At 70.2% G+C, this 23,273-nt stretch carries 18 protein-coding genes; 9 read left to right on the top strand and 9 right to left on the bottom strand.

Going from position 1 to position 23,273, the window contains the following annotated elements:
• The first annotated feature begins 117 nt into the window (after positions 1-117).
• A complete protein-coding gene (locus tag ACZ60E_RS27665) occupies positions 118-1,071 on the top strand; it encodes a bifunctional riboflavin kinase/FAD synthetase (protein WP_384814914.1) in 954 nt (317 codons plus the stop codon).
• 57 nt (positions 1,072-1,128) lie between these two features.
• Here the strand turns inward: ACZ60E_RS27665 and ACZ60E_RS27660 are convergent, their stop codons facing one another.
• From ACZ60E_RS27660 to ACZ60E_RS27630, 7 genes are all read right to left on the bottom strand, one after another.
• Positions 1,129-2,148, bottom strand: coding sequence for an oligopeptide/dipeptide ABC transporter ATP-binding protein (locus tag ACZ60E_RS27660; RefSeq protein ID WP_469443953.1), 1,020 nt, complete (start codon positions 2,146-2,148; stop codon positions 1,129-1,131).
• Positions 2,145-3,179 (bottom strand): ABC transporter ATP-binding protein, encoded by a 1,035-nt coding sequence (locus ACZ60E_RS27655; protein WP_469443951.1) that lies wholly within the window; start codon positions 3,177-3,179, stop codon positions 2,145-2,147. Before ACZ60E_RS27655 ends, ACZ60E_RS27660 begins: the two co-directional genes overlap by 4 nt.
• On the bottom strand, positions 3,176-4,135 hold the full coding sequence (locus ACZ60E_RS27650; RefSeq protein ID WP_469444259.1) for an ABC transporter permease: 960 nt from the start codon (positions 4,133-4,135) through the stop codon (positions 3,176-3,178). The genes ACZ60E_RS27655 and ACZ60E_RS27650 overlap by 4 nt, the downstream gene beginning before the upstream one ends.
• 23 nt (positions 4,136-4,158) lie before the next feature.
• Positions 4,159-5,226 carry an ABC transporter permease gene (locus tag ACZ60E_RS27645; RefSeq protein WP_384814907.1) on the bottom strand — a complete coding sequence of 356 codons (1,068 nt, stop codon included), beginning with the start codon at positions 5,224-5,226 and terminating at the stop codon, positions 4,159-4,161.
• 86 nt (positions 5,227-5,312) lie between these two features.
• A complete protein-coding gene (locus ACZ60E_RS27640) occupies positions 5,313-7,061 on the bottom strand; it encodes an ABC transporter substrate-binding protein (RefSeq protein ID WP_469443949.1) in 1,749 nt (582 codons plus the stop codon).
• Between the two features lie 560 nt (positions 7,062-7,621).
• The gene (locus tag ACZ60E_RS27635) at positions 7,622-11,629 is read right to left on the bottom strand and encodes an SCO5717 family growth-regulating ATPase (RefSeq protein ID WP_469443948.1); all 4,008 of its coding nucleotides are present in this window, start codon (positions 11,627-11,629) and stop codon (positions 7,622-7,624) included.
• A 385-nt stretch (positions 11,630-12,014) separates the two neighbouring features.
• Positions 12,015-12,311 (bottom strand): DUF397 domain-containing protein, encoded by a 297-nt coding sequence (locus ACZ60E_RS27630; RefSeq protein WP_384814904.1) that lies wholly within the window; start codon positions 12,309-12,311, stop codon positions 12,015-12,017.
• 276 nt (positions 12,312-12,587) lie between these two features.
• On the opposite strand from ACZ60E_RS27630, the gene rpsO reads away from it, so the two are divergent.
• From rpsO to ACZ60E_RS27605, 5 genes are all read left to right on the top strand, one after another.
• Positions 12,588-12,878 (top strand): 30S ribosomal protein S15, encoded by a 291-nt coding sequence (gene rpsO, locus ACZ60E_RS27625; protein WP_107021727.1) that lies wholly within the window; start codon positions 12,588-12,590, stop codon positions 12,876-12,878.
• 388 nt (positions 12,879-13,266) lie between these two features.
• Entirely contained in the window at positions 13,267-15,486 is a 2,220-nt protein-coding gene (locus ACZ60E_RS27620; RefSeq protein ID WP_384814902.1) for a polyribonucleotide nucleotidyltransferase, read from the top strand.
• The gene (locus ACZ60E_RS27615; RefSeq protein WP_469443945.1) at positions 15,483-16,862 is read left to right on the top strand and encodes a M16 family metallopeptidase; all 1,380 of its coding nucleotides are present in this window, start codon (positions 15,483-15,485) and stop codon (positions 16,860-16,862) included. The genes ACZ60E_RS27620 and ACZ60E_RS27615 overlap by 4 nt, the downstream gene beginning before the upstream one ends.
• A 27-nt stretch (positions 16,863-16,889) precedes the next feature.
• Positions 16,890-17,642, top strand: coding sequence for a 4-hydroxy-tetrahydrodipicolinate reductase (dapB, locus tag ACZ60E_RS27610; protein WP_469443942.1), 753 nt, complete (start codon positions 16,890-16,892; stop codon positions 17,640-17,642).
• Between the two features lie 5 nt (positions 17,643-17,647).
• Positions 17,648-18,100, top strand: a complete 453-nt coding sequence (locus ACZ60E_RS27605; RefSeq protein ID WP_469443940.1) for a hypothetical protein — start codon at positions 17,648-17,650, stop codon at positions 18,098-18,100.
• 62 nt (positions 18,101-18,162) lie between these two features.
• Here ACZ60E_RS27605 and ACZ60E_RS27600 read toward each other — a convergent pair whose 3' ends face one another.
• Together ACZ60E_RS27600 and ACZ60E_RS27595 are read right to left on the bottom strand one after the other, a co-directional pair.
• Entirely contained in the window at positions 18,163-18,723 is a 561-nt protein-coding gene (locus tag ACZ60E_RS27600; protein ID WP_384814895.1) for a hypothetical protein, read from the bottom strand.
• Positions 18,724-18,855: 132 nt separating this feature from the next.
• Complete coding sequence (locus tag ACZ60E_RS27595; RefSeq protein WP_469443939.1) at positions 18,856-19,095, bottom strand: hypothetical protein; 240 nt, start codon at positions 19,093-19,095, stop codon at positions 18,856-18,858.
• 232 nt (positions 19,096-19,327) lie between these two features.
• Here ACZ60E_RS27595 and thyX point away from each other — a divergent pair, with 232 nt between their 5' ends.
• The 3 genes from thyX (at position 19,328) to ACZ60E_RS27580 (ending at position 23,011) form a co-directional block, all read left to right on the top strand.
• Positions 19,328-20,068 carry an FAD-dependent thymidylate synthase gene (gene thyX / locus ACZ60E_RS27590; RefSeq protein ID WP_384814890.1) on the top strand — a complete coding sequence of 247 codons (741 nt, stop codon included), beginning with the start codon at positions 19,328-19,330 and terminating at the stop codon, positions 20,066-20,068.
• Positions 20,069-20,291: 223 nt separating this feature from the next.
• A complete protein-coding gene (dapA, locus tag ACZ60E_RS27585) occupies positions 20,292-21,191 on the top strand; it encodes a 4-hydroxy-tetrahydrodipicolinate synthase (protein WP_384814887.1) in 900 nt (299 codons plus the stop codon).
• A 134-nt stretch (positions 21,192-21,325) separates the two neighbouring features.
• Positions 21,326-23,011: a ribonuclease J gene (locus ACZ60E_RS27580; protein ID WP_210889328.1), complete on the top strand. Its 1,686-nt coding sequence runs from the start codon at positions 21,326-21,328 to the stop codon at positions 23,009-23,011.
• Positions 23,012-23,273: the final 262 nt, after the last annotated feature.

Below are 23,273 nucleotides of genomic sequence, written 5' to 3'. Positions count from 1 at the left end.
GTCACGTGCCACCGGTCACAGGGCCCATGCCGATGCGGGTCCACAGGGCGCGGCATGGCACCCTTAGAGCTGCGTATGAGGCAGACACGGACACAGGTTCGACGAGGAGCGGTCACAGTGCAGCGCTGGCGTGGCTTGGAGGACATCCCCCAGGACTGGGGGCGCAGCATCGTCACCATCGGCTCGTACGACGGAGTCCACCGCGGACACCAGCTGATCATCAGCCATGCCGTCGAGCGGGCGCGTGAACTGGGCGTTCCGTCCGTCGTGGTCACGTTCGACCCGCATCCGAGCGAGGTCGTCCGTCCCGGCAGCCATCCGCCCCTGCTCGCGCCGCACCACCGCCGGGCCGAGCTGATGGCCGAACTGGGTGTGGACGCGCTGCTCATCCTGCCCTTCACGACCGAGTTCTCGAAGCTGTCGCCCGCCGAGTTCGTGGTGAAGGTCCTCGTCGACAAGCTGCACGCCAAAGCCGTCGTCGAGGGCCCCAACTTCCGTTTCGGTCACAAGGCCGCCGGCAACGTCGCCTTCCTCGCCGAGCAGGGCAAGACGTACGACTTCGAGGTCGACGTGGTGGACCTGTACGTGACCGGTGAGGCGGGGGGCGGGGAGCCGTTCTCGTCGACCCTGACCCGGCGGCTGGTCGCCGAGGGCGAGGTCGAGGGGGCGCGCGAGATCCTCGGCCGGCCGCACCGTGTCGAGGGCGTCGTCGTCCGGGGCGCCCAGCGCGGCCGTGAACTGGGCTTCCCCACCGCCAACGTGGAGACGCTCCCGCACACCGCGATCCCCGCGGACGGGGTGTACGCGGGGTGGCTGCACGCGCAGGGCGAGGCGATGCCGGCGGCGATCTCCGTCGGGACGAATCCGCAGTTCGACGGGACCGAGCGGACGGTTGAGGCGTACGCCATCGATCGTGTGGGGCTCGATCTGTACGGGTTGCATGTCGCCGTCGACTTCTTGGCGTTCGTGCGGGGGATGGCGAAGTTCGATTCCATCGAGGGGTTGCTGGAAGCGATCTCTGACGACGTGAAGCGGTCTCGGGAGCTTGTCGCGGAGTACGACGGGGTTTGATCGGTCGGTTGTCCGGCCGACCGTCCGTCGTGGCTGGTCGCGCCGTTCCCCGCGCCCCTAAAGGACCGCGGCCCAGTGGCAGGCCACCTGGGAAGCGCCGCTGCCGTTCAGTATCGGTAGATCTGCCGTGCGGCAGGCGGTTGCCACGCCCGCTTGCTCCGCTTCGCCCGTCGCCAGGATGTGGCAGCGGGCGTGGAAGCGACAGCCCTTGGGGATGCGGGACGGGTCCGGGGGTTCGCCGGTCAGGACGATCGGGGCGCTGGGGGCCTCGGGCAGGACGGACAACAGGGCCTGGGTGTACGGGTGCTGAGGGGCACTCAGGACATCCTCCACCGCCCCCGTCTCGATGATCCGGCCCAGGTACATCACCGCGACCCGGTCCGCGATGTTCCACGCGAGTCCGAGGTCGTGGGTCACCACCAGGGCGGACAGGCCGAGTTCGGCGCGCAGGCGCAGCAGCAGGGCCAGGATCTCGCCGCGTACCGATGCGTCGAGGGACGCCACCGGCTCGTCCGCGACGATGAGTTCGGGCTCCAGGACGAGCGCGCCCGCGATGACGACCCGCTGGCGCTGACCGCCGGACAACTCGTGGGGGTAGCGCAGGAAGAACCGCTCGGGCGGCCGAAGTCCGGCCCGCGCGAGGGCCGTCGAGACCGCCTCGCGCTCGTCGCCCGCGTACGCGTGGATGCGCAGCCCCTCCGCCACCGCGTCGTACACCGTGTGGCGGGGGTTGAGCGAGCCGCTCGGGTCCTGGAGGACCAGCTGGACCCGTTTGCGGTACGCCTTGAGGGCCCGCGAGGAGTAGTCGAGCGGCCTGCCCGCGAAGGTGACCCGGCCCGCTGTCGGCGGGACGAGCCCGAGGAGCGAGCGCGCCAGCGTCGTCTTGCCGCAGCCCGACTCCCCGACGAGCGCGACGATCTCACCGGGCCGGATGTCGAGATCCACTCCGTCGACGGCACGGGCCCGCGCGGAATCGCCGCGCCGCGCGGGAAAGCTGACCTGAAGGCCCTCGGCGCTCAGGAGAGGGGCGGAGGGGGCCGGGGTCGCGGCGGGGACCGGTCGGGGCGTCGTCGTCATGAGGTACTCCTCGCGTCGTGCGCCACGGCCGACCCCGTGAGGCCGGCGGAACCCGTCGCATCCGCCGTGTCCACGTGCACGCATGCCGCCCGGCGGTCCGGGGCGGCCGGGCGCAGGAGCTGGTCCTGCGAGGCGCACGAGTCCAGGGCGACCGCGCACCGGGGGTGGAACGCGCAGCCGGACGGCAGCGCGACCGGATCGGGCGGGTCCCCGGGCAGCCCGCGCGGCGCGAACCGCGACCCGGCGTCCCCGATCCGCGGAAAGGCGGCCGAGAGAGCCTGCCCGTACGGATGCCGGGCGTCCTCGTACACCTGGCGGGCGGGCCCCTCCTCGACCACCCGGCCCGCGTACATCACCGCGAGCCGGTCGCAGGTGTCCGACAGGACCGCGAGGTCGTGGCTGATCATGACGAGGCCCAGCTCCTGCTCGGAGACGAGCTGCTGGATGAGGCGCAGGATCTGCGCCTGGATCATCACGTCGAGCGCGGTCGTCGGTTCGTCGGCGACGACCAGCCGGGGATCGCAGGCCAGCGCCATCGCGATCATCACGCGCTGGCGCTGGCCGCCGGACAGCTCGTGCGGGTACGCGGACGCCCGTGCCGCCGGAAGGCCCACCTGCTCCAGCAGCTCGCCGGTCCGCTTCCGGGCGCCCGCCGCGGTGGCCTTCCGGTGCAGCAGGATCGGCTCGGCGATCTGGTCCCCGACGCGGTGCACGGCGTTGAGCGAGTGCATCGCGCCCTGGAAGACGATCGAGGCGCCGGCCCAGCGGACCGCCCGTACCCGCCCCCACTTCATGGTCAGTACGTCCTCGCCGTCGAGGAGGATCTCCCCACTCACCCGGGCCCCGGCGGGCAGCAGCCGCAGCAGCGCGAGCGCCAGCGTGGACTTGCCGCAGCCGGACTCGCCCGCGATGCCGACCTTCTGCCCGGCGTCCACGGTGAGGTTCACCCCGCGCACGGCGGCCACCCCTCCGGCGTACGTCACCTCCAGGTTCCGTACGTCCAGCAGGTGTTGCGCGGTCGGTGTGGTCAACGGGCCACCCCCAGCCTGGGATTGAGGACGGATTCCACGGCACGCCCGCACAGCGTGAACGCGAGGGCCACGACGGCGATCGCGATGCCCGGCGGCACGAGGTACCACCACTTCCCGGCGCTCACCGCGCCCGCCTCGCGCGCGTCCTGGAGCAGACCGCCCCACGAGACGACCGTCGGATCGCCGAGACCGAGGAAGGCGAGCGTCGCCTCGGCGAGGATCGCGGCGGAGATGATCAGGGTCGTCTGCGCGAGCACCAGCGGCATGACATTGGGCAGTACGTGGCGGGACATGACGTGCCAGTGGCCGCCGCCCAGGGCCTTCGCGCGTTCGATGTACGGCCGCGACTCGACGGCGAGGGTCTGCGCACGCACCAGCCGGGCCGTCGTCGGCCAGGTCGTGACACCGATCGCCAGGATGATCGTGCCGAGCGAGCGGGACATCACGGTCGCGAGCGCGATCGCGAGCACCAGCGTCGGCATGACCAGGAACCAGTCCGTGATCCGCATCATCACCGTCGCGAACCAGCCGCGGAAGTGACCGGCGGTGATGCCGATGAGCGCGCCGATCGCGACGGAGAGGACGGCCGCGAGCAGGCCCACGAGCAGGGACACCCGCGAGCCCCACACCACCAGGCCGAGCAGGCTGCGCCCGAACTGGTCGGTGCCCAGCGGGAATTCGAGGCTCGGGCTCTCCATGGGCCGCCCCGGCGCGCCCGTCACACTCTGCACGTCGGAGCCGACGGTCAGCGGCGCGGTGAGCGCGACCAGGGCGAAGAGCGCGAGCGCGGCCAGCCCGAAGAGACCGGAGCGGTGGGTGCGGTACCGCTGCCAGAAGCGGACGGCGGAGGCGCGCCGACGCTGCCGGGCGAGGGCGCGGGGACCGGCCTTCGCGGGGGCCGGCGAGGCCGTCGGCGGCTCGTGCCGGGCCGTCACCGGTTCGTCCGGGGCCGGCATCGGCTCGTCGGGGTCCGTCGTCGTCATCGGCCCACCCTCGGATCGAGCAGCGGATAGATCAGGTCGGCGAGCGTGTTCATCACGATCACCGCGGCGGCGAAGACGAAGAACAGCCCCTGCACCAGCGGCAGATCGGGCACGCTCAGCGCCTGGTAGAAGAGCCCGCCGAGACCGGGCCAGGAGAAGACCGTCTCGACGAGGATCACACCGGCGACGGTCCGCCCGAGGTTGATGAAGACCAGCGTCATGGTCGGCAGCAGCGCGTTCGGCACCGCGTGGCGGCGGCGGACGAGATCGTCCCGCAGGCCCTTGGCCCGCGCGGTCGTCAGATAGTCGCTGCCCATCTCGTCGAGCAGCGCCGAGCGCGTGACCAGCAGCGTCTGCCCGTACTCGACCGCGACCAGCGTCACCACGGGAAGGACCAGATGGTGGGCGACGTCGAGGACGTAACCGAAGCCCTCCTCGCCGCCGGACTCCATGCCGCCCGTCGGGAAGAGGCCAGGGATCGGTCCGACCCCGACCGAGAAGACGATGATCAGCAGCAGGCCCAGCCAGAACGACGGGATCGAGTAGAGGGTCAGCGCGAGGCCGGTGTTCAGACGGTCGCCGAGGCCGCCGTTGCGCCACGCGGCCCGGGTGCCGAGGACGACGCCGATCGCCGTGTAGAGGACGAACGACGTTCCCGTGAGCAGCAGGGTGTTCGGCAGGGCCTCGCTGATCTTGTCCATGACCGGCGCCCGGAACTGGTACGAGGTGCCGAGATCACCGGTGAGCGCCTTGCCGCAGTAGTCCGTGAACTGCTGCCACAACGGCAGATCGAGCCCGAACTCCCTTCGGTAGGAGGCCAGTTGCTCGGCCGACACCTGGCGCCCGCCCGTCATGAACTTCACCGGGTCGCCGGGGATCAGCCGGAAGAGGAAGAAGCTGGTGACGAGGACGGCGAGCAGGGAGACGGCCGCGCCGCCCAGCTTGCCGGCCACGTACCGCGGATACGCGGTGCCGCGTACCCGTGGTCCGCGGGCCGCCGACGGACCGGCCTCGGCCGGACCACCGGTCTTCCCCACCAGCGAGGGTGTCGCTTCAGCGGTCATGAACGGCCTTCACTGTTGGGCCACTCCCGGTTGTCCTGCCGTGCTGTCCTGCCTCGTCGGGGCCGGGGGACCAGGAGTCCGGGGGACTATTCGCGGTCCTCGGCGGTCGCGCGGCGGCGCAGCGCGAAGAACGCCCCGAGACCCGCGAGGATCACGACGCCCCCGACGATGCCGATGATGACGCCTGTCTGGCTGGAGTCGTCGGAGGACTCGCTGGCGGCGGCCGGAGCCGCCGACCACCAGCTCCAGTAGCCGTCCTGGCCGTAGATGTTGCCCGCGGCTTCGGGCATCTTCGTGATCGACGCGATCTGGTCCGTGCGATAGGCCTCGACCGCGTTCGGGTACGCCATGACGTTCATGTACCCGGTGTCGTACAGCCGCGACTCCATCCGCTTGACGATTTCCGCCCTCTTGGTGGCGTCGTACTCGGCGAGCTGCTGGTCGTACAGCTCGTCGTACTTCTTGTCGCAGATGAAGTTGTCGGTCGCGCCGATGTCCTTCGGCGTCGCCGGGAGCGCCGCACAGGTGTGGATGGACAGGACGAAGTCGGGGTCGGGGTTGACGGACCAGCCGTCGAAGGCGAGGTCGTACTCGCCCGCGAGCCAGGGGTCGGTCACGTTGTCGAGGCAGTCGAGCGAGACGCCGATGCCGAGCTTGCCCCACCACTCCTGCAGATACTTCCCGACCGCCTTGTCCTGCGGGTCCGTGGCATGGCACAGGACGCGGTAGGTGATCGGCTTGCCGTTCTTGCCGACGCGCTTGCCGTCACCGTTCTTCTTGTAGCCCGCCTCGTCGAGCAGCCGCGCGGCCTCGGCAGGGTCGTACGAGATCTGCTGGGCGCCCGCCGGTTTCCAGAAGTACGACGAGAAGCGCGGCGGGATGTAGCCCTCGCCCTCCACCGCGTGGCCCTGGAAGACCTTGTCGATGACGGTCTTGCGGTCCACGGCCGCGAACAGCGCCTGCCGGACCTTCTGGTTCTTCAGCGACTCGTGCCCGTCGCCGAACTTCTTGCCGTCCTTGGCCTGGGCGCCCGGGTTGGTGGCGAGCGCGTAGAACCGGCGCCCCGGCGCGTCGTTGACGGTGACGTCCTGCTGGGTCTTCAGCGCCGCTGCCTGCGCGGGCGTCAGCCCGGAGACGAACGACACCTCGCCCTTCTGCAGCGCTGCGACCGCCGCGTCCCCGTCCTTGTAGTACTTGAAGACCAGCTCGTCGAACTTCGGAGCCCCGCGCCAGAACGACTTGTTGGGCTTCAGCCGTACGTAGCTGTCGGCCTTGTAGGCCGTCAGGACGAAGGGGCCGTTGCCGACGATCGGGAACTTCTTGTCGTTGTTGAACTTGGAGAAGTCGTCGACCTTCTCCCAGACGTGCTTCGGGACGATCGGCACGTCCAGCGCGGCCATCGTGGCCTGCGGCTTCTTCAGCTCGACGACCAGTTTCGTCGGGCTCGGGGCGGTGACCTTCTTGAAGTTCGCGACGAAACTGCCGTTCGCGGTGGCCGCGCCCTCGTCGGTCATCATCGTGTTGAACGTCCACGCCGCGTCCTCGGCGGTGGCCTGCTTCCCGTCCGACCACTTCGAGTTGTCGCGGATCGTGTAGGTCCAGGTGAGCTTGTCGGCCGAGGGCTCCCACTTGGTGGCGAGACCCGGGATCGCGTGGTTGTCCTTCGGGTCGTAGTTGGTCAGGTACTCGTACGTGAGCCGGTGGATGCTCGTACTGACCAGCCGCGACGCCAGGAACGGACTGAGCGAGTCGACACTCTGTGCCACGGCCACCGTGAGGACCTGCTTGCCGTCCTTCGCTTCGGCCTGCTGGGGAGCCGGGCCGAGCGGGGTCATCTGACCGACGGTGAGGGTGAGGGCGGCAGCTGCGGCGACAGCGAAGAGCCGCAGAACAGCGCCCCGATAGGGGCGCGGGGCTGTGACATGTGCGGCTCCGCCGCGTGGGCGCGCCCGGCCACGACGAACCCGCAGATTCCGTACCGGCCTGACAGCGGAGCGTCCCGCACCGAACTGGTCGTCTGTGTCCATGGCTCGCTGACCTCACGTCATCACTCGCACGGAGATGGGCTGTTGCCCTGCTGATCCGGTGACCGCGGCCGGGTCGATGTGCGTGTCTATCAGCGCTGGTCGGCACGCGTCAACGGCCCGTGAACCCCGTGTGGCCTGCGGAAATAACGAGTTGACCCGGATTTCACGGTCATTGGTCCAGACCGGTGAAGGGTGCCTGGTAGGAGGCTGGCGGTACGGAACACGGCTGGTACGACGGCGTTTCGGCACCGGCCGCGCGAAGAGCGTCCCGGGGTACGCGAAGGGCCCGCGCCGTAGGTGTACGGAGCGGGCCCTGAGGCTGCATCGACGGCGGAGGATTAGACCGTACGGGTGAGCCGTGCGAGCGGTTACTGCTGGGGCGGCGAGGGCGGAGGGGTCTGGGGTTGGCCCTGACCCTGGCCCTGGCCCTGGGGGTCCTGACCGCCGTGCTCAGCCTGCGAGGGCTGGGGCTGCGACTGCGGCTGGTAGGGCGCACCCGGCTGGAACGGCTGTCCCGGAGCGGGCGCGGGCGCGTTCGGGTTGAAGGGCTGGCCGGGTGCCGGCGCGGCCGGAGGCTGCTGGAAGGGCGCGCCCGGCTGGCCCGGCTGCGGCCCGGGCTGGGGCTGCCAGCTCTGGGGAGCGGGATATCCCGCAGGGCCGGGCTGCTGCGGAGGGGCTGCCTGCGGAAGCGCGGCCCCGTGCGGCGGATAGGGCTGGCCGGGGTGCGGCTGCTGCTGCCCGGGCTGGGGCTGCGGCTGCTGGTACGGCTGAGCCGGTTGCGCGGGCGGGCCCTGCTGCGGGTACGGCCCGGGATGCTGGCCCGGCGCAGGCCGGCCCGGATACTGCTGACCGGGTACGGGCTGACCGGGTACAGGTTGCCCAGGAAGGGGCTGGCCGGGCATGGGCTGGCCGGGCATCGGCGGGGCCGCGACCGGCGGCGGGTTCCCGTCCGACGTCCACAGGCCCTGCGACTGCTGGTGGCGCGCGATGTCCTCCGCGACCAGCGCCGAGAGGTTGAAGTACGCCTCGCGCACCTTCGGCCGCATCATGTCGAGATTGACCTCGGCGCCCGCCGCCAGATGCTCGTCGAACGGCACGACGATCACGCCGCGGCAGCGCGTCTCGAAGTGGCTGACGATGTCGTCCACCTTGATCATCTTGCCGGTCTCGCGCACCCCGGAGATGACGGTGAGGGACCGCGACACCAGATCCGCGTACCCGTGCGCCGAGAGCCAGTCCAGTGTCGTACTGGCGCTGCTGGCACCGTCCACGGACGGCGTCGAGATGATGATGAGCTGGTCGGCGAGGTCGAGCACGCCACGCATCGCGCTGTACAGCAGACCCGTACCGGAGTCCGTGAGGATGATCGGGTACTGCCTGCCGAGCACGTCGATCGCGCGCCGGTAGTCCTCGTCGTTGAACGTCGTCGACACCGCCGGGTCGACGTCGTTGGCGATGATCTCCAGCCCCGAGGGGGCCTGCGAGGTGAACCGCCTGATGTCCATGTACGAGTTGAGGTACGGGATCGCCTGGACGAGGTCGCGGATGGTGGCCCCGGTCTCCCGGCGCACCCGGCGGCCGAGCGTACCGGCGTCCGGGTTGGCGTCGATCGCGAGGATCTTGTCCTGCCGCTCGGTGGCGAGCGTGGCGCCGAGGGCGGTGGTCGTGGTCGTCTTGCCCACGCCGCCCTTGAGGCTGATGACGGCGATGCGGTAGCACGACAGCACCGGCGTCCGGATCAGGTCGAGCTTGCGCTGCCGCTCGACCTCCTCCTTCTTCCCGCCGAGCTTGAACCGGGAGGACCCGGCGGTGGGCCGCCCGCTCTTCGCCTTCTGCTTCTTGTTGTTGAGCAGCCGGTCGGACGACAGCTCCACGGCCGCCGTGTAGCCGAGCGGCGCCCCCGGGTTGGTGCGCTCCCGCTGATCGTGCTGCACGGGCTGCGGCCAGGCGGTCCCGGTACGGGGATCGACGGGGGCCTGCTGTTCCGGCTGGGCCTGGGCCTGGGGCGGTTGTGCCTGCGGCTGCTGCTGCGCCTGGGGCTGCGGCTGCTGATAGGGCTGGCCTTGCTGGGGGAACGGCTGCGCGGCGGGCTGCTGGGGGGCCGGGGCCTGCGGGACCTGCGGAGCCTGCGGCTGCGGGAACCCGTAACCCCCTTGCTGGGCGGGCGAGTCGGAGACGCCCGGCTGCGGGAAGCCGTAACCGGGCTGGGGGCCGGGGGTGTTGGGCGTGTTCGCCGCGGGGGCGCCCGGCTGTACCGGAGCGCCGGGCTGTACCGGAGCGCCCGGCTGCGGGAACCCGTACGCGGGGGCCTGCGCGGGCGGGTTCGCGGCAGCCGGGTCGGGCTGGCCCTGCTGGACGGGCGGCTGGGCCTGAGCGGCCGCCCGGCGCGCACGCCGAGCCTCCTCCAGAGCGCCGCGCAGGTCCTCCGCGGGCGGCACGGGCGGCGCCGGCTGCTGGAGACCGTAACCGTCCTGAGGTGCGGGGGCGGCAGGGGCGACGGGGGGCTGCGCGGCGACGGGTCCGGGCTGCGGGAAGCCGTAACCGCCCTGCGGTCCCGGACCCGCGACCGGCGCGGAACCCGGCACAGGAGCCTGGACCGGAGGCGCGGTCGAGGCCCCGGGCTGGGGCTGCTGAGGTTGTTGCTGCTGCTGCTGCGGCTGCGGGAAGCCAGGGGGTGCCTGGGCCGCCGGGGGCGTACCGGGAGCGCTGTCCTGCGCCCCCGGAGTCGTACCCGGAGCGCTGAACTGCGGGAATCCGTAGCCACCGGGCTGATCCGGCGACGCCGGACCACCGGGGGCAGGCGTACCGGCGGCAGCGGGCGCACCAGGGGCGGCGGGCGCAGCGGGTGTGACAGGCCAGGCCGGCGGGGAGGGCTGCGGCGCCTGCGGCTGGAACGGCTGTCCCTGCGGCGGCGCGGACGGCTGAGCCGGAGCACTCGCCTGCGGCTGCCCGTCCTCACCCTCCGTCGCCATGGGCCACTGCCCGGCGGTGGCGGGCGCGGCCGGCTGGTACGACGGCGGCAGCGGCGGCAGTCCGCCCTGCGGCAGCGGCGGCGGGGTCCACGCGGGAGGCACGTCCCTCACGACGTCGGCCGCGTTCGGGGCCGGCTCCGCGACGGCGTCCTGGGGCTCGGCACCAGGGCGCTCGGCCTCACCCGTCACGGGCGCGGAGTCATCGACGGGGCCGGAGTTCTGTGCGAGGGCGTCAACCGGTCGCGGCTCGTCGTCATCCGTGGACGTCTGTGCGGCCGGAGTTGGGGCCGGGGCCGGGGCTGAGACTGGAGCCGGAGCCGAGACAGGGGCCGGAGTCGGGGCCGGAGCTGAGGGCTCGTCGTCCCGCACCTCATCCTTGCCGCCGTCCTCGTTCCCGTCCCTGTTCCCGTCCCTCTCCTTGTCCGCCGAAGGCGGCTCCTCGGCCCCGTCGTCCACCTGGTCGTCGTCCTCGGCCCCATTCCCGAACGCGACCTGGACGACCTCCCCGTCGGTGCTCTTCGGGACGTCGGCCACCTCGTCCGGACCGGCGGCCTTGGGCTCGGCCTCGGCCTTGGGCGCGGGAGTCGCCTCGACGTCGGGTGCGCGCCCGCCCTCGGCCGGGGAACCGGCCGCGGCCCGCTCCGCGGCCTCCCGCTTCACGGCGCCGGGGGAGATCCGCAGCGTGGCGCCGCTCTCGATGTCGCCCCTGTCACCGCTGCCGGCGTTGTCGCCATGGGCCTTGCCGGGAGCCGGCGCGGCCTGAGGAGCGGCAACCGGAGGAACCGCGGCAACCGGAGGAACCGCCGCAGTCGGCGGAGACCACGACTGCCGGCCCTGGCCCTGACCTTGCCCCTGACTTTGCCCCTGGCCCTGTCCCTGCGCTGTCCCCTGCCCCTGCGCTGTCCCTTGTCCCGGTGCCTGGAAGTTCGGCAGGTTCGGGACGCCGGAGGGCCCCCGGGCCGGAGCGACAGGAGCAACGGGAGGTGCGACCGGCTTGTTGTAGGGAGTCCCGGAGGCGAACGCGGGCACGCCCGGAAGCCGAGGACCGAACGACGGCGCGACCGGAGCCTGCCTGGCCGCCGGCGCCGTGTCGATCGGGCCGCCCGCGTCCCACTCCGCCTTCGCGGCCGTCCGCTCCTCGTCGGCCCGGTCCGGCTCGCTCGGCTCGGTCGACGCATCCGCGGCATCCGTGGCGTCCGATGCGTCCGGCTCGTCCGTCGTGTCCGCCTCCGGCGAGGCCGGAGAAGCTCCGTCGGAACTGCCTGACGCGTTCTGCGTGTACCAGGCAGGAGGGGCGTAGTCGATGGTGAACTCGCCCGTCGTCTCGACGGCGGACTCCGCGTCGGACTGGTCATCGCCGGGTGTGGCCCAGCCCCCGCGGATCCCGTCCCGATCGCTGTTCACAATTCCTCCTGGTGTGGTCGAGCACCCTCATGCCGAGCTGCGGCGACCGTTCTCGTCGTCCGGGGCCTTTCGACGCGCCCCGGATCCCCCTGTGGAGCGGCGGTCCCGTCCTCGGGTACTACTGCCGCGCCCACCCCAGGGTAATCACCACAACCACCCCCACGGCAGGCCCGTCCACCCCTCCGGTGCCGCCCACTACGTCACAGCCCGCCCAGAAGTGGCGTACGAACGGCCTTGCACGGAAGGCAAAGTGGACAAAGAGCGTTAAAGCGAGAAGGACCGGCGGCATCCGTGCCACCGGTCCTTCTTCTCCGCTGCTGTGCGCCCCCGCCGATGCGTGCCTCCGCCGCTGTGCGGTTCGCCACCGCGTGGTCCGGCCGCCGTACTACTCGGCCGCGGCCGAGCCGTCCTGCGGCGCCGGCTCCAGGTCGAACTCACCGTCACGGGCGCCGAGCACGAAGGCCCGCCACTCGGCCTCCGTGTACCGCAGGACCGTGTCCGGGTCGAGTGACGACCGCATGGCCACCGCGCCCTCGGGGAGATACGCGATCTCGACCCGCTCCTCGTGCTCCTCGGTACCGGGTGCGCTCTGCCATTCGACCCCCGAGATGTCGAGGGCGTAGAGCTCGTCCTTCTCCCGCTCCTTGCGCGCCTTGACGTCCTTGTCCTCTGCCTCGGCCATGGCGAAGCGACCCCTTCCAGACGAACGAACCCGACCTGTCGCGTCACCCTACTGGGACCCGCCCTGGCCTCCCCGGACTCCGGGAACCCCGGTCGGAGCGGCTCCCACCCCCTGGTACGCTGTGTTACGGCCGTATGTGTACGCACCCCCGGACAGCCCTTTTCAGGGCTCCGGAGGACGCGCTCAACGGATCCCGCCTCCCGAGTTACGGAAGCTCCCCTGAGAAGTGGACCAGGGGCACTCGGTGGGCATCGACACAGACTACGAGGAGTACGCGTGCCGCTCGACGCCGCTACGAAGAAGCAGCTCATCACGGAGTTCGGTCAGAAGGAGGGCGACACCGGCTCTCCCGAGGTCCAGGTCGCGATGCTCTCGCGCCGTATCTCGGACCTGACCGAGCACCTCAAGACCCACAAGCACGACCACCACTCCCGTCGTGGTCTGCTGATCCTCGTCGGTCAGCGCCGTCGCCTGCTGCAGTACCTGGCGAAGAAGGACATCCAGCGCTTCCGTGCGCTGGTCGACCGCCTGGGCATCCGCCGCGGTGCGGCCGGCGGCGCCAAGTAAGACATCGTGAAGGGAGCGGTTCCCACGCAAGAAGGGGGCCGCTCCCTTTGCTGTACGTGCGGAGTGTCACCACACCTTTGTAGTGTGGTAGCACAACGCAATACGCGGGACACAGCGTGGCACCGTCACAGCGCACAGCGATGGACGGCCGCCGCGCCGCACGACACGTACGGGACTCACCGGACGTACGACAGGCACCACACGTAGGACACGAGGAAAAGCGCACCTCGCCGCCGCCGGTCCTCGGTAGTGGCCCCCGGGAGAATGCGACCCCGGGAGCTTCGATCGAAGACCGGCCCGCACAAGAAGGCGCGCTTCTCCGCAGAAGCGTCCCCCTGCCACACGGGCAGGCCGGGACGAAAGACGAAAAGTATCGGAGAAAACGCTAGTGGAGAACGAGACCCACTACGCCGAGGCCGTTATCGACAACGGAACCTTCGGCACCCGCACCATCCGCTTCGAGACGGGCCGCCTGGCCAAGCAGGCCGCCGGCTCCGCCGTGGCGTACCTGGACGACGACACCATGGTGCTGTCGGCCACCACCGCTTCCAAGAAGCCCAAGGACAACCTCGACTTCTTCCCCCTCACGGTGGACGTCGAGGAGCGGATGTACGCGGCCGGCAAGATCCCCGGCAGCTTCTTCCGCCGCGAGGGCCGGCCCTCCGAGGACGCGATCCTCACCTGCCGCCTCATCGACCGCCCGCTGCGCCCGTCCTTCAAGAAGGGCCTGCGCAACGAGATCCAGGTCGTCGCCACGATCATGGCGCTCAACCCCGACCACCTGTACGACGTCGTGGCGATCAACGCCGCCTCCGCGTCCACGCAGCTGGCCGGTCTGCCCTTCTCCGGCCCGATCGGCGGCGTCCGCGTCGCGCTGATCAACGGCCAGTGGGTCGCGTTCCCGACGCACACCGAGCTCGAGGACGCTGTCTTCGACATGGTCGTCGCCGGTCGCGTCCTGGAGGACGGCGACGTCGCGATCATGATGGTCGAGGCCGAGGCCACCGAGAAGACGATCACGCTCGTCGCGGGCGGCGCCGAGGCGCCCACCGAGGAGGTCGTCGCCGCCGGTCTGGACGCCGCGAAGCCCTTCATCAAGGTGCTCTGCAAGGCCCAGGCCGACCTCGCCGCGAAGGCCGCCAAGCCGACCGGCGAGTTCCCGGTCTTCCTGGACTACCAGGACGACGTCCTGGAGGCCCTGACCTCCGCGGTCAAGAGCGAGCTGTCCCAGGCGCTCACCATCGCGGGCAAGCAGGAGCGCGAGGCCGAGCTGGACCGCGTCAAGGAGATCGCCGCCGAGAAGCTGCTCCCGCAGTTCGAGGGTCGCGAGAAGGAGATCTCCGGCGCGTACCGCTCGCTGACCAAGTCCCTGATGCGTGAGCGCGTCATCAAGGACAAGGTCCGCATCGACGGCCGCGGCGTCACGGACATCCGTACGCTCGCCGCCGAGGTCGAGGCCATCCCGCGCGTGCACGGTTCCGCCCTGTTCGAGCGTGGCGAGACCCAGATCCTGGGCGTCACCACCCTGAACATGCTCCGGATGGAGCAGCAGCTGGACACCCTTTCCCCGGTGACCCGCAAGCGGTACATGCACAACTACAACTTCCCGCCGTACTCGGTCGGCGAGACCGGCCGCGTCGGCTCCCCGAAGCGCCGCGAGATCGGCCACGGAGCGCTCGCCGAGCGCGCCATCGTGCCGGTCCTGCCGACGCGCGAGGAGTTCCCCTACGCGATCCGTCAGGTGTCCGAGGCCCTCGGCTCCAACGGCTCGACGTCCATGGGATCGGTCTGCGCCTCCACCATGTCCCTGCTGAACGCCGGTGTGCCCCTCAAGGCCCCCGTCGCCGGTATCGCCATGGGTCTGATCTCCCAGGAGATCAACGGCGAGACGCACTACGTCGCCCTCACCGACATCCTCGGTGCGGAGGACGCCTTCGGCGACATGGACTTCAAGGTCGCCGGCACCAAGGAGTTCGTGACCGCCCTCCAGCTGGACACCAAGCTGGACGGCATCCCGGCCTCCGTCCTGGCCGCGGCCCTCAAGCAGGCCCGTGACGCCCGCCTCCACATCCTCGACGTGATGATGGAAGCGATCGACACGCCGGACGAGATGTCCCCGAACGCCCCGCGAATCATCACGGTCAAGATCCCCGTGGACAAGATCGGTGAGGTCATCGGCCCGAAGGGCAAGATGATCAACCAGATCCAGGAGGACACCGGCGCCGACATCACGATCGAGGACGACGGCACCATCTACATCGGTGCCCAGCAGGGCTCGCAGGCCGAGGCCGCGCGCGCCACGATCAACTCGATCGCCAACCCGACCATGCCGGAGGTCGGCGAGCGTTACCTGGGCACCGTCGTGAAGACGACGACCTTCGGTGCGTTCGTGTCCCTGCTCCCGGGCAAGGACGGACTGCTGCACATCTCGCAGATCCGCAAGCTCGCCGGTGGCAAGCGCGTGGAGAACGTCGAGGACGTCGTCGGCGTGGGCTCCAAGGTCCAGGTCGAGATCGCCGAGATCGACTCCCGCGGCAAGCTCTCCCTCATCCCCGTGATCGAGGGCGAAGGCGACGACGATGAGAAGAAGGACGACACCGACAAGTGACGTCGAGTAGCTCTACGGCGACGGCCCGCACCTCCTCGGAGGCGCGGGCCGTTGCCCGTACCCAAACCCTGATCAAGGGCGAGAACGGCATCGGTACGGTCCGCAAGACCACCCTTCCCGGGGGCCTGCGCGTCGTCACCGAGACCCTGCCCTCCGTGCGCTCCGCCACCTTCGGCATCTGGGCGCACGTCGGCTCGCGCGACGAGACGCCGGCTCTGAACGGCGCCACGCACTATCTCGAACACCTCCTCTTCAAGGGCACGAACAAGCGCAGCGCCCTCGACATCTCCTCCGCGATCGACGCGGTCGGCGGCGAGATGAACGCGTTCACGGCGAAGGAGTACACGTGCTACTACGCACGCGTGCTCGACACCGATCTGCCGCTCGCCATCGACGTGGTCTGCGACATGCTCACCGGCTCGCTGATCCGCGAGGACGACGTGAACGTCGAGCGCGGCGCGATCCTCGAAGAGATCGCGATGACCGAGGACGACCCGGGCGACTGCGTGCACGACCTGTTCGCGCACACCATGCTCGGCGACACCCCGCTCGGCCGTCCGGTCCTCGGCACGGTCGACACGGTCAACGCCCTCACCGCGGACCGCATCCGGCGCTTCTACAAGAAGCACTACGACCCGACCCACCTCGTGGTCGCGGCCGCCGGCAACGTCGACCACAACAAGGTCGTACGCCAGGTCCGTGCCGCCTTCGAGAAGGCGGGCGCGCTCAAGCAGCAGGCCGCCACCCCGGTCGCCCCGCGCGACGGCTCCCGCACCATCCGCACCGCCGGACGCGTCGAGCTCCTCGGCCGCAAGACCGAGCAGGCCCACATCGTCCTCGGCATGCCGGGCCTGGCCCGCACCGACGAGCGCCGCTGGGCGCTCGGTGTCCTGAACACCGCACTGGGCGGCGGGATGTCCTCCCGCCTCTTCCAGGAGGTCCGGGAGAAGCGCGGCCTGGCGTACAGCGTGTACTCGTACACCTCGGGCTTCGCCGACTGCGGCCTCTTCGGCGTGTACGCGGGCTGCCGTCCGAGCCAGGTCCACGACGTGCTGAAGATCTGCCGCGACGAACTCGACCAGGTCGCCGAGCACGGCCTGTCCGACGACGAGATCGGCCGGGCCATCGGCCAGCTCCGCGGCTCCACGGTCCTCGGCCTGGAGGACACGGGCGCGCTGATGAACCGTATCGGCAAGAGCGAGCTGTGCTGGGGCGAGCAGATGTCCGTCGACGACATGCTGACCCGGATCGCGTCGGTCACCCCGGACGACGTCCGGGAGGTCGCCGCCGAGATCCTGGGACAGCGGCCCTCGCTGTCGGTCATCGGCCCGCTGAAGGACAAGCAGGCGTCCCGTCTGCACGACGCCGTCGCGTAGAGCGGCACACGTAAAGGAATCGAGAACATGAGCAAGCTGCGCGTGGCGGTCCTCGGCGCCAAGGGGCGTATCGGATCAGAGGCGGTCCGGGCCGTCGAGGCCGCCGAGGACCTGGAGCTGGTGGCCGCCCTCGGGCGCGGGGACTCCCTGGAGGCCCTGACCGACACCGGCGCCCAGGTCGTCGTCGAACTCACCACCCCCGACTCGGTGATGGACAACCTCGGCTTCTGCGTCCGCCACGGCATCCACGCCGTGGTCGGTACGACGGGCTGGACCGACGAGCGCCTCGCACAGCTGACCACCTCGCTGGCCGCCGCACCGGGGACGGGCGTGCTCATCGCCCCGAACTTCTCCATCGGCGCGGTCCTCACCATGAAGTTCGCGGAGGTGGCCGCGCCGTACTTCGAGTCCGTCGAGGTCATCGAACTGCACCACCCGAAGAAGGTGGACGCCCCCAGCGGCACCGCCTCCCGCACCGCCCAGCTCATCGCCGCCGCCCGGCAGAAGGCGGGCAGCGCCCCGCAGCCCGACGCCACGGCGACGGGCCTGGACGGCGCCCGCGGCGCGGACGTCGACGGCGTCCCGGTGCACTCGGTCCGGCTGCGCGGCCTCCTGGCCCACCAGGAGGTACTGCTCGGCGGCGAGGGCGAGACCCTCACGATCCGCCACGACTCCCTCCACCACAGCAGCTTCATGCCGGGCATCCTGCTCGGCGTACGCCGTGTCGTGGACACCCCGGGCCTCACCTTCGGCCTGGAACACTTCCTGGATCTGAAGTAACCGCCATGGCCGCGAAACTCACGTACGCCGTCACGGCCGCCGTCCTGGTCGTCTACTTCGTCCTGGTCGGCAGCCGCGGGGTGATGCTCATCCAGCACGGCACACTGCTCACCGTCACTTTCGGTGTCGCCGTCCTGATCCTGCCGGTGATCGGCGTCTGGTTCCTCTGGAAGAACACCCAGTTCGTGCAGCGCGCCAACCGGCTCGCCACCGAGCTGGACGCCGAGGGCGGGCTGCCCGTCGACGAGCTGGCGCGTACCCCGGCCGGCCGTATCGACCGCGACTCCGCCGACGAGGTCTTCGCCCGGCGCAAGGCCGAGACGGAGGACGCCCCCGACGACTGGCGCAGCTGGTTCCGGCTGGCGGTCGCCTACCACGACGCCCGTGACACCCCACGGGCCCGCAAGGCGATGCAGCACGCGATCGCCCTCCACGACGGCAAGCCCGTACGGGCCTGAACGAGGTGACGACGAAGGGGCCGGCCCGCATCAGCGGACCGGCCCCTTCGTCGTCAGACCGTCTATGCGTGCTGCCGGTACTCGTCCGCCCAGACCTCGACACCGTCCGCTGCCCGGTCGAAGGCCTCGGGGCGCCCCAGGAAGTCCGCGTTGTGCGTGGTCAGCAGGGGAGTCGTCTCGTTGCCGGAGTGGCCGCCACGGACGAGGACGAGCGCCTGCCCCTGTACGGTCCGCGGGAGCCCGAGCCAGCGCACCGGCTGCTGCACGGTCCGTACGACCATGACATGCGCCCACGGTGTCGTGGTCGTGTGCAGGAAACGCACCCGGCGCAGTCCGCCGGCGCTCACCCACGCGCCCATCCGCAGCAGACGCAGGGCACCCGCGATGACCACCGCGGCGAGGGCCAGGCACACCGTGCCCCCGGACGCGTTACCGGCCACGGAGATGATGACCGCCGCGAACAGCACGTACGAGGCGAGCAGCAGCAGAAGCGCGGCCGCGCCGACCCGCCACGGGCCGGGCCGGTAGGGACGCCGCCACTGGTCGCGGTCGTCGAACGGCAGCGCGAGATCCTCGCCGGCCTCTTCGAAAGCGCGATCGGCGGTCAGAAAGGGCAGGGGCACGACTGATCCTCACTCAATCCACGCATGGACTATGCCCGGTGAGGCTACCTAGCCCGATCTCCGCCCACCACCCGCGGGGGTCCATGAGGGTACTGACCGGCCACGGGGCCCGTGGGGAAGGGTGGGGAAGGGTCAGCGGCCCGAGGACGCGTCGGACTGCTGCGTGCTCCCGGGGGAGACGTCGGCCGAGAGGGCGGGCAGCCCGACGAGCAGGGAGCCCGCGAGGCCCGCGACCACGGTCAGGCCTATCAGCCACCGGCCGACCAGCTCCGAGGCGGAGGCGCGCTGACGTGGTGGGGGAGCGACATTGCTGCGGAACTGGTCGGCTTCGGCGATGAAGGCGAACGGTACTGGCTCGCGCCGACGGAACATGGGGTGCGCTTCTCCTCTGAAGACACGAATCCGCCGGGCTCGTTCACCGGGGACTCGAACGAATCATTGTCATCAATACAGACGCACGAGTGCCCCAAAAGGTGCCATCTTTCACCGGATTCGCAGAAGTTCGCCGACCTATGTCGTGGCACGGCACCGAACGTCCCGTTGTCAGTGCCTGGCCGTAGAGTGGGCGCCGCCCGAGCCAGTACTGGGAAGGACCCTCCACGCCGTGACCGACACCCCCGCCGACGACCTCAAGCCCAGCTTCCGCAGCGATGTCACCGTCGAGCTGGTCAAGCACACCGCTTCCGACTCCGACGTGCTGTTCGCCGCCCGCGTCTCGACCCTCGGGGAGCAGTCCCTGGGCGAGCTGCAGAAGGACCCGGAGCGCTCGAAGGGCCTGATCAACTACCTGATGCGGGACCGGCACGGCAGCCCCTTCGAGCACAACTCGATGACCTTCCTCATCAGCGCCCCGATCTTCGTCTTCCGCGAGTTCATGCGGCACCGCGTCGGCTGGTCCTACAACGAGGAATCGGGCCGCTACAGGGAGCTGGAGCCGGTCTTCTACGTCCCGGGGGAGTCCCGCAAGCTGGTCCAGGAGGGCCGCCCCGGCAAGTACGTCTTCGTGGACGGCACCGAGGCCCAGCAGGAGCTCACGGGCCGCGTCATGGAGGACTCCTACCGCCAGGCGTACGAGGCGTACCAGGAGATGCTCGCCGCCGGTGTGGCCCGCGAGGTCGCCCGTGCGGTCCTCCCGGTGGGCCTGTTCTCCTCGATGTACGCGACGTGCAACGCCCGCTCGCTGATGCACTTCCTCGGCCTGCGCACCCAGCACGAGCTGGCCAGGGTTCCGTCCTTCCCGCAGCGGGAGATCGAGATGGTCGGCGAGAAGATGGAGGCGGAGTGGGCCCGGCTCATGCCCCTCACGTACGCGGCCTTCAACACGAACGGGCGCGTGGCGCCGTAACGCACCCCGATCGCCCCGTCGGACACGCCATCGGGCACATCTGTACGGGTCGGCCAGGTGAAGTGTCCGTATTGCGGCATTTCGAGAAGTTCATCTAGCCTGATCAAACGGACCCGGCACTGCTTGAACCCCCGAGCAGGCAGTGCCGGGTTCCACTTTTGTCCTGACTTGTCGCCTCCCCCGAGGGCAGACCGCACGGTGAGCAGCGAGTAGCGTGTTACCCATGGCTCCGACCTCCACTCCGCAGACCCCCTTCGGGCGGGTCCTCACTGCCATGGTCACGCCCTTCGCGGCGGACGGCGCACTCGATCTCGACGGCGCGCAGCGGCTCGCCACCCACCTGGTGGACGCAGGCAACGACGGCCTGATCGTCAACGGCACCACGGGCGAGTCCCCGACCACCAGCAACGCGGAGAAAGCGGATCTCGTACGAGCCGTCCTGGAGGCCGTCGGCGACCGCGCCCACGTCGTCGCGGGCGTCGGCACGAACGACACGCGCCACAGCATCGAGCTGGCCCGCGACGCCGAGAAGGCGGGCGCGCACGGCCTGCTCACCGTGACGCCGTACTACAACAAGCCCCCGCAAGAGGGCCTCTACCAGAACTTCACCGCGATCGCCGACGCCACCGGCCTGCCGGTCATGCTCTACGACATCCCCGGCCGCAGCGGTGTCCCGATCAACACCGAGACCCTGGTGCGCCTCGCCGAGCACCCGCGTATCGTCGCCAACAAGGACGCCAAGGGTGACCTCGGCCGCGCCAGCTGGGCCATCGCCAGCTGCGACCTCGCCTGGTACTCGGGCGACGACATGCTGAACCTGCCGCTGCTCTCCGTGGGCGCGGTCGGCTTCGTCTCCGTGGTCGGCCACCTGGTCACGCCCGAACTGCGGGCCATGATCGACGCGTACACGAGCGGCGACGTGCAGAAGGCGACCGAGATCCACCAGAAGCTGCTCCCCGTCTTCACCGGGATGTTCCGGACCCAGGGCGTCATGACCAGCAAGGCCGCGCTCGCCCTGCAGGGCCTGCCCGCCGGACCGCTGCGCCTGCCCATGGTCGGCCTGTCGCCCGAGGAGACCGCGCAACTCAAGATCGATCTTGCCGCCGGCGGGGTACAGCTCTAACCACAGACTTCACAACTGAATACGTACGACCAAGCAGGCCGAGCGCCTGCTCCACCAGACAACTGCTACTGCACGAACGTCATGCGCGCCACGTGCCCTGCCAGGTACGTGGCGCGTGTGGTGAGGAGAGTCTTTTGAGTCATCCGCATCCGGAACTCCGTCTGCCGCCGAAGCTTCCCCAAGGGGGCCTCCGCGTCACCCCGCTCGGTGGCCTCGGCGAAATCGGCCGAAACATGACGGTCTTCGAGTACGACGGCCGCCTTCTGATCGTCGACTGCGGCGTGCTCTTCCCCGAGGAGGAGCAGCCCGGGATCGACCTGATCCTTCCGGACTTCAGTTCGATCCGGGATCGCCTCGACGACATCGAGGGCATCGTCCTCACGCACGGCCACGAGGACCACATCGGCGGTGTCCCCTTCCTCCTCCGCGAGAAGCCGGACATCCCGCTCATCGGCTCCAAGCTGACCCTCGCTCTCATCGAGGCGAAGCTCCAGGAGCACCGCATCCGTCCGTACACGCTTGAGGTCGCGGAGGGCCACCGGGAGCGCATCGGCCCCTTCGAGTGCGAGTTCGTGGCGGTCAACCACTCCATCCCGGACGCCCTCGCGGTCGCCATCCGCACCCCCGCGGGCATGGTCGTCCACACCGGCGACTTCAAGATGGACCAGCTTCCGCTGGACGGCCGCCTCACGGACCTGCACGCCTTCGCGCGGCTGAGCGAGGAGGGCATCGACCTCCTCCTCTCGGACTCCACGAACGCCGAGGTCCCGGGCTTCGTCCCGCCCGAGCGCGACATCTCGAACGTGCTGCGCCAGGTCTTCGCGGGTGCCAGCAAGCGCATCATCGTGGCCAGCTTCGCCAGCCATGTGCACCGCATCCAGCAGATCCTCGACGCCGCCCACGAGTACGGCCGCCGCGTCGCCTTCGTCGGCCGCTCGATGGTCCGCAACATGGGCATCGCGCGCGACCTCGGCTATCTGAAGGTCCCGCCGGGCCTCGTGGTGGACGTCAAGACACTGGACGACCTCCCGGAACACGAGATCGTCCTCGTCTGCACCGGCTCCCAGGGCGAGCCGATGGCGGCCCTGTCGCGGATGGCCAACAGGGACCACCAGATCCGGATCGTCCAGGGCGACACCGTGATCCTGGCGTCGTCGCTGATCCCCGGCAACGAGAACGCGGTCTACCGCGTCATCAACGGCCTGACCCGCTGGGGCGCCAACGTTGTCCACAAGGGCAACGCCAAGGTGCACGTCTCCGGCCACGCCTCGGCCGGCGAGCTCCTGTACTTCTACAACATCTGCAAGCCACGCAACCTCATGCCGGTCCACGGCGAATGGCGCCACCTGCGCGCCAACGCCGAGCTGGGCGCCCTCACCGGCGTCCCGCACGACCGGATCGTGATCGCCGAGGACGGCGTGGTCGTCGACCTCATCGAGGGCAAGGCCAGAATCTCCGGCAAGGTCCAGGCGGGTTACGTGTACGTCGACGGCCTCTCGGTCGGCGATGTCGGCGAGCCCACGCTCAAGGACCGCAAGATCCTCGGTGACGAGGGGATCATCTCGGTCTTCGTGGTGCTGGACACCAGCACGGGCAAGATCACCGGAGGGCCGCACATCCAGGCCCGCGGCTCGGGCATCGAGGACTCCGCCTTCAGCGCCGTCCTCCCGAAGGTCGTCGAGGTCCTGGAGAGGTCCGCCCAGGACGGCGTCGTCGAAGCCCACCAGATGCAGCAGCTCATCCGCCGCACGCTGGGCAAGTGGGTCTCGGACACCTACCGCCGCCGGCCGATGATCCTGCCGGTCGTCGTCGAGGTCTGAGCCACCTCGTAGCACGTACACCCGGAGCGGGGCACCTCGATTTGCATCGGGGCGCTCCGCTCCAGTACGTTTACGGCTCCGCCTGAACGGGAACCCGACACAACTTGGTGTCCGGGCCTCCTCGCAGGGGGCGGGAATTCCGACTCAGAACTTCTGATAAAGTCGGAATCGCCGGAAAGGGAAACGCGAAAGCGAAAACCTGGAAAGCACCGAGGAAATCGGAACCGGAAACGGTCTGATAGAGTCGGAAACGCAAGACAGC

The sequence above is a fragment of the Streptomyces sp. NPDC102514 genome, from assembly GCF_055584525.1.
Note: the sequence above shows the minus strand (reverse complement) of the source record. Positions and strands in the feature narration are given on the sequence as shown.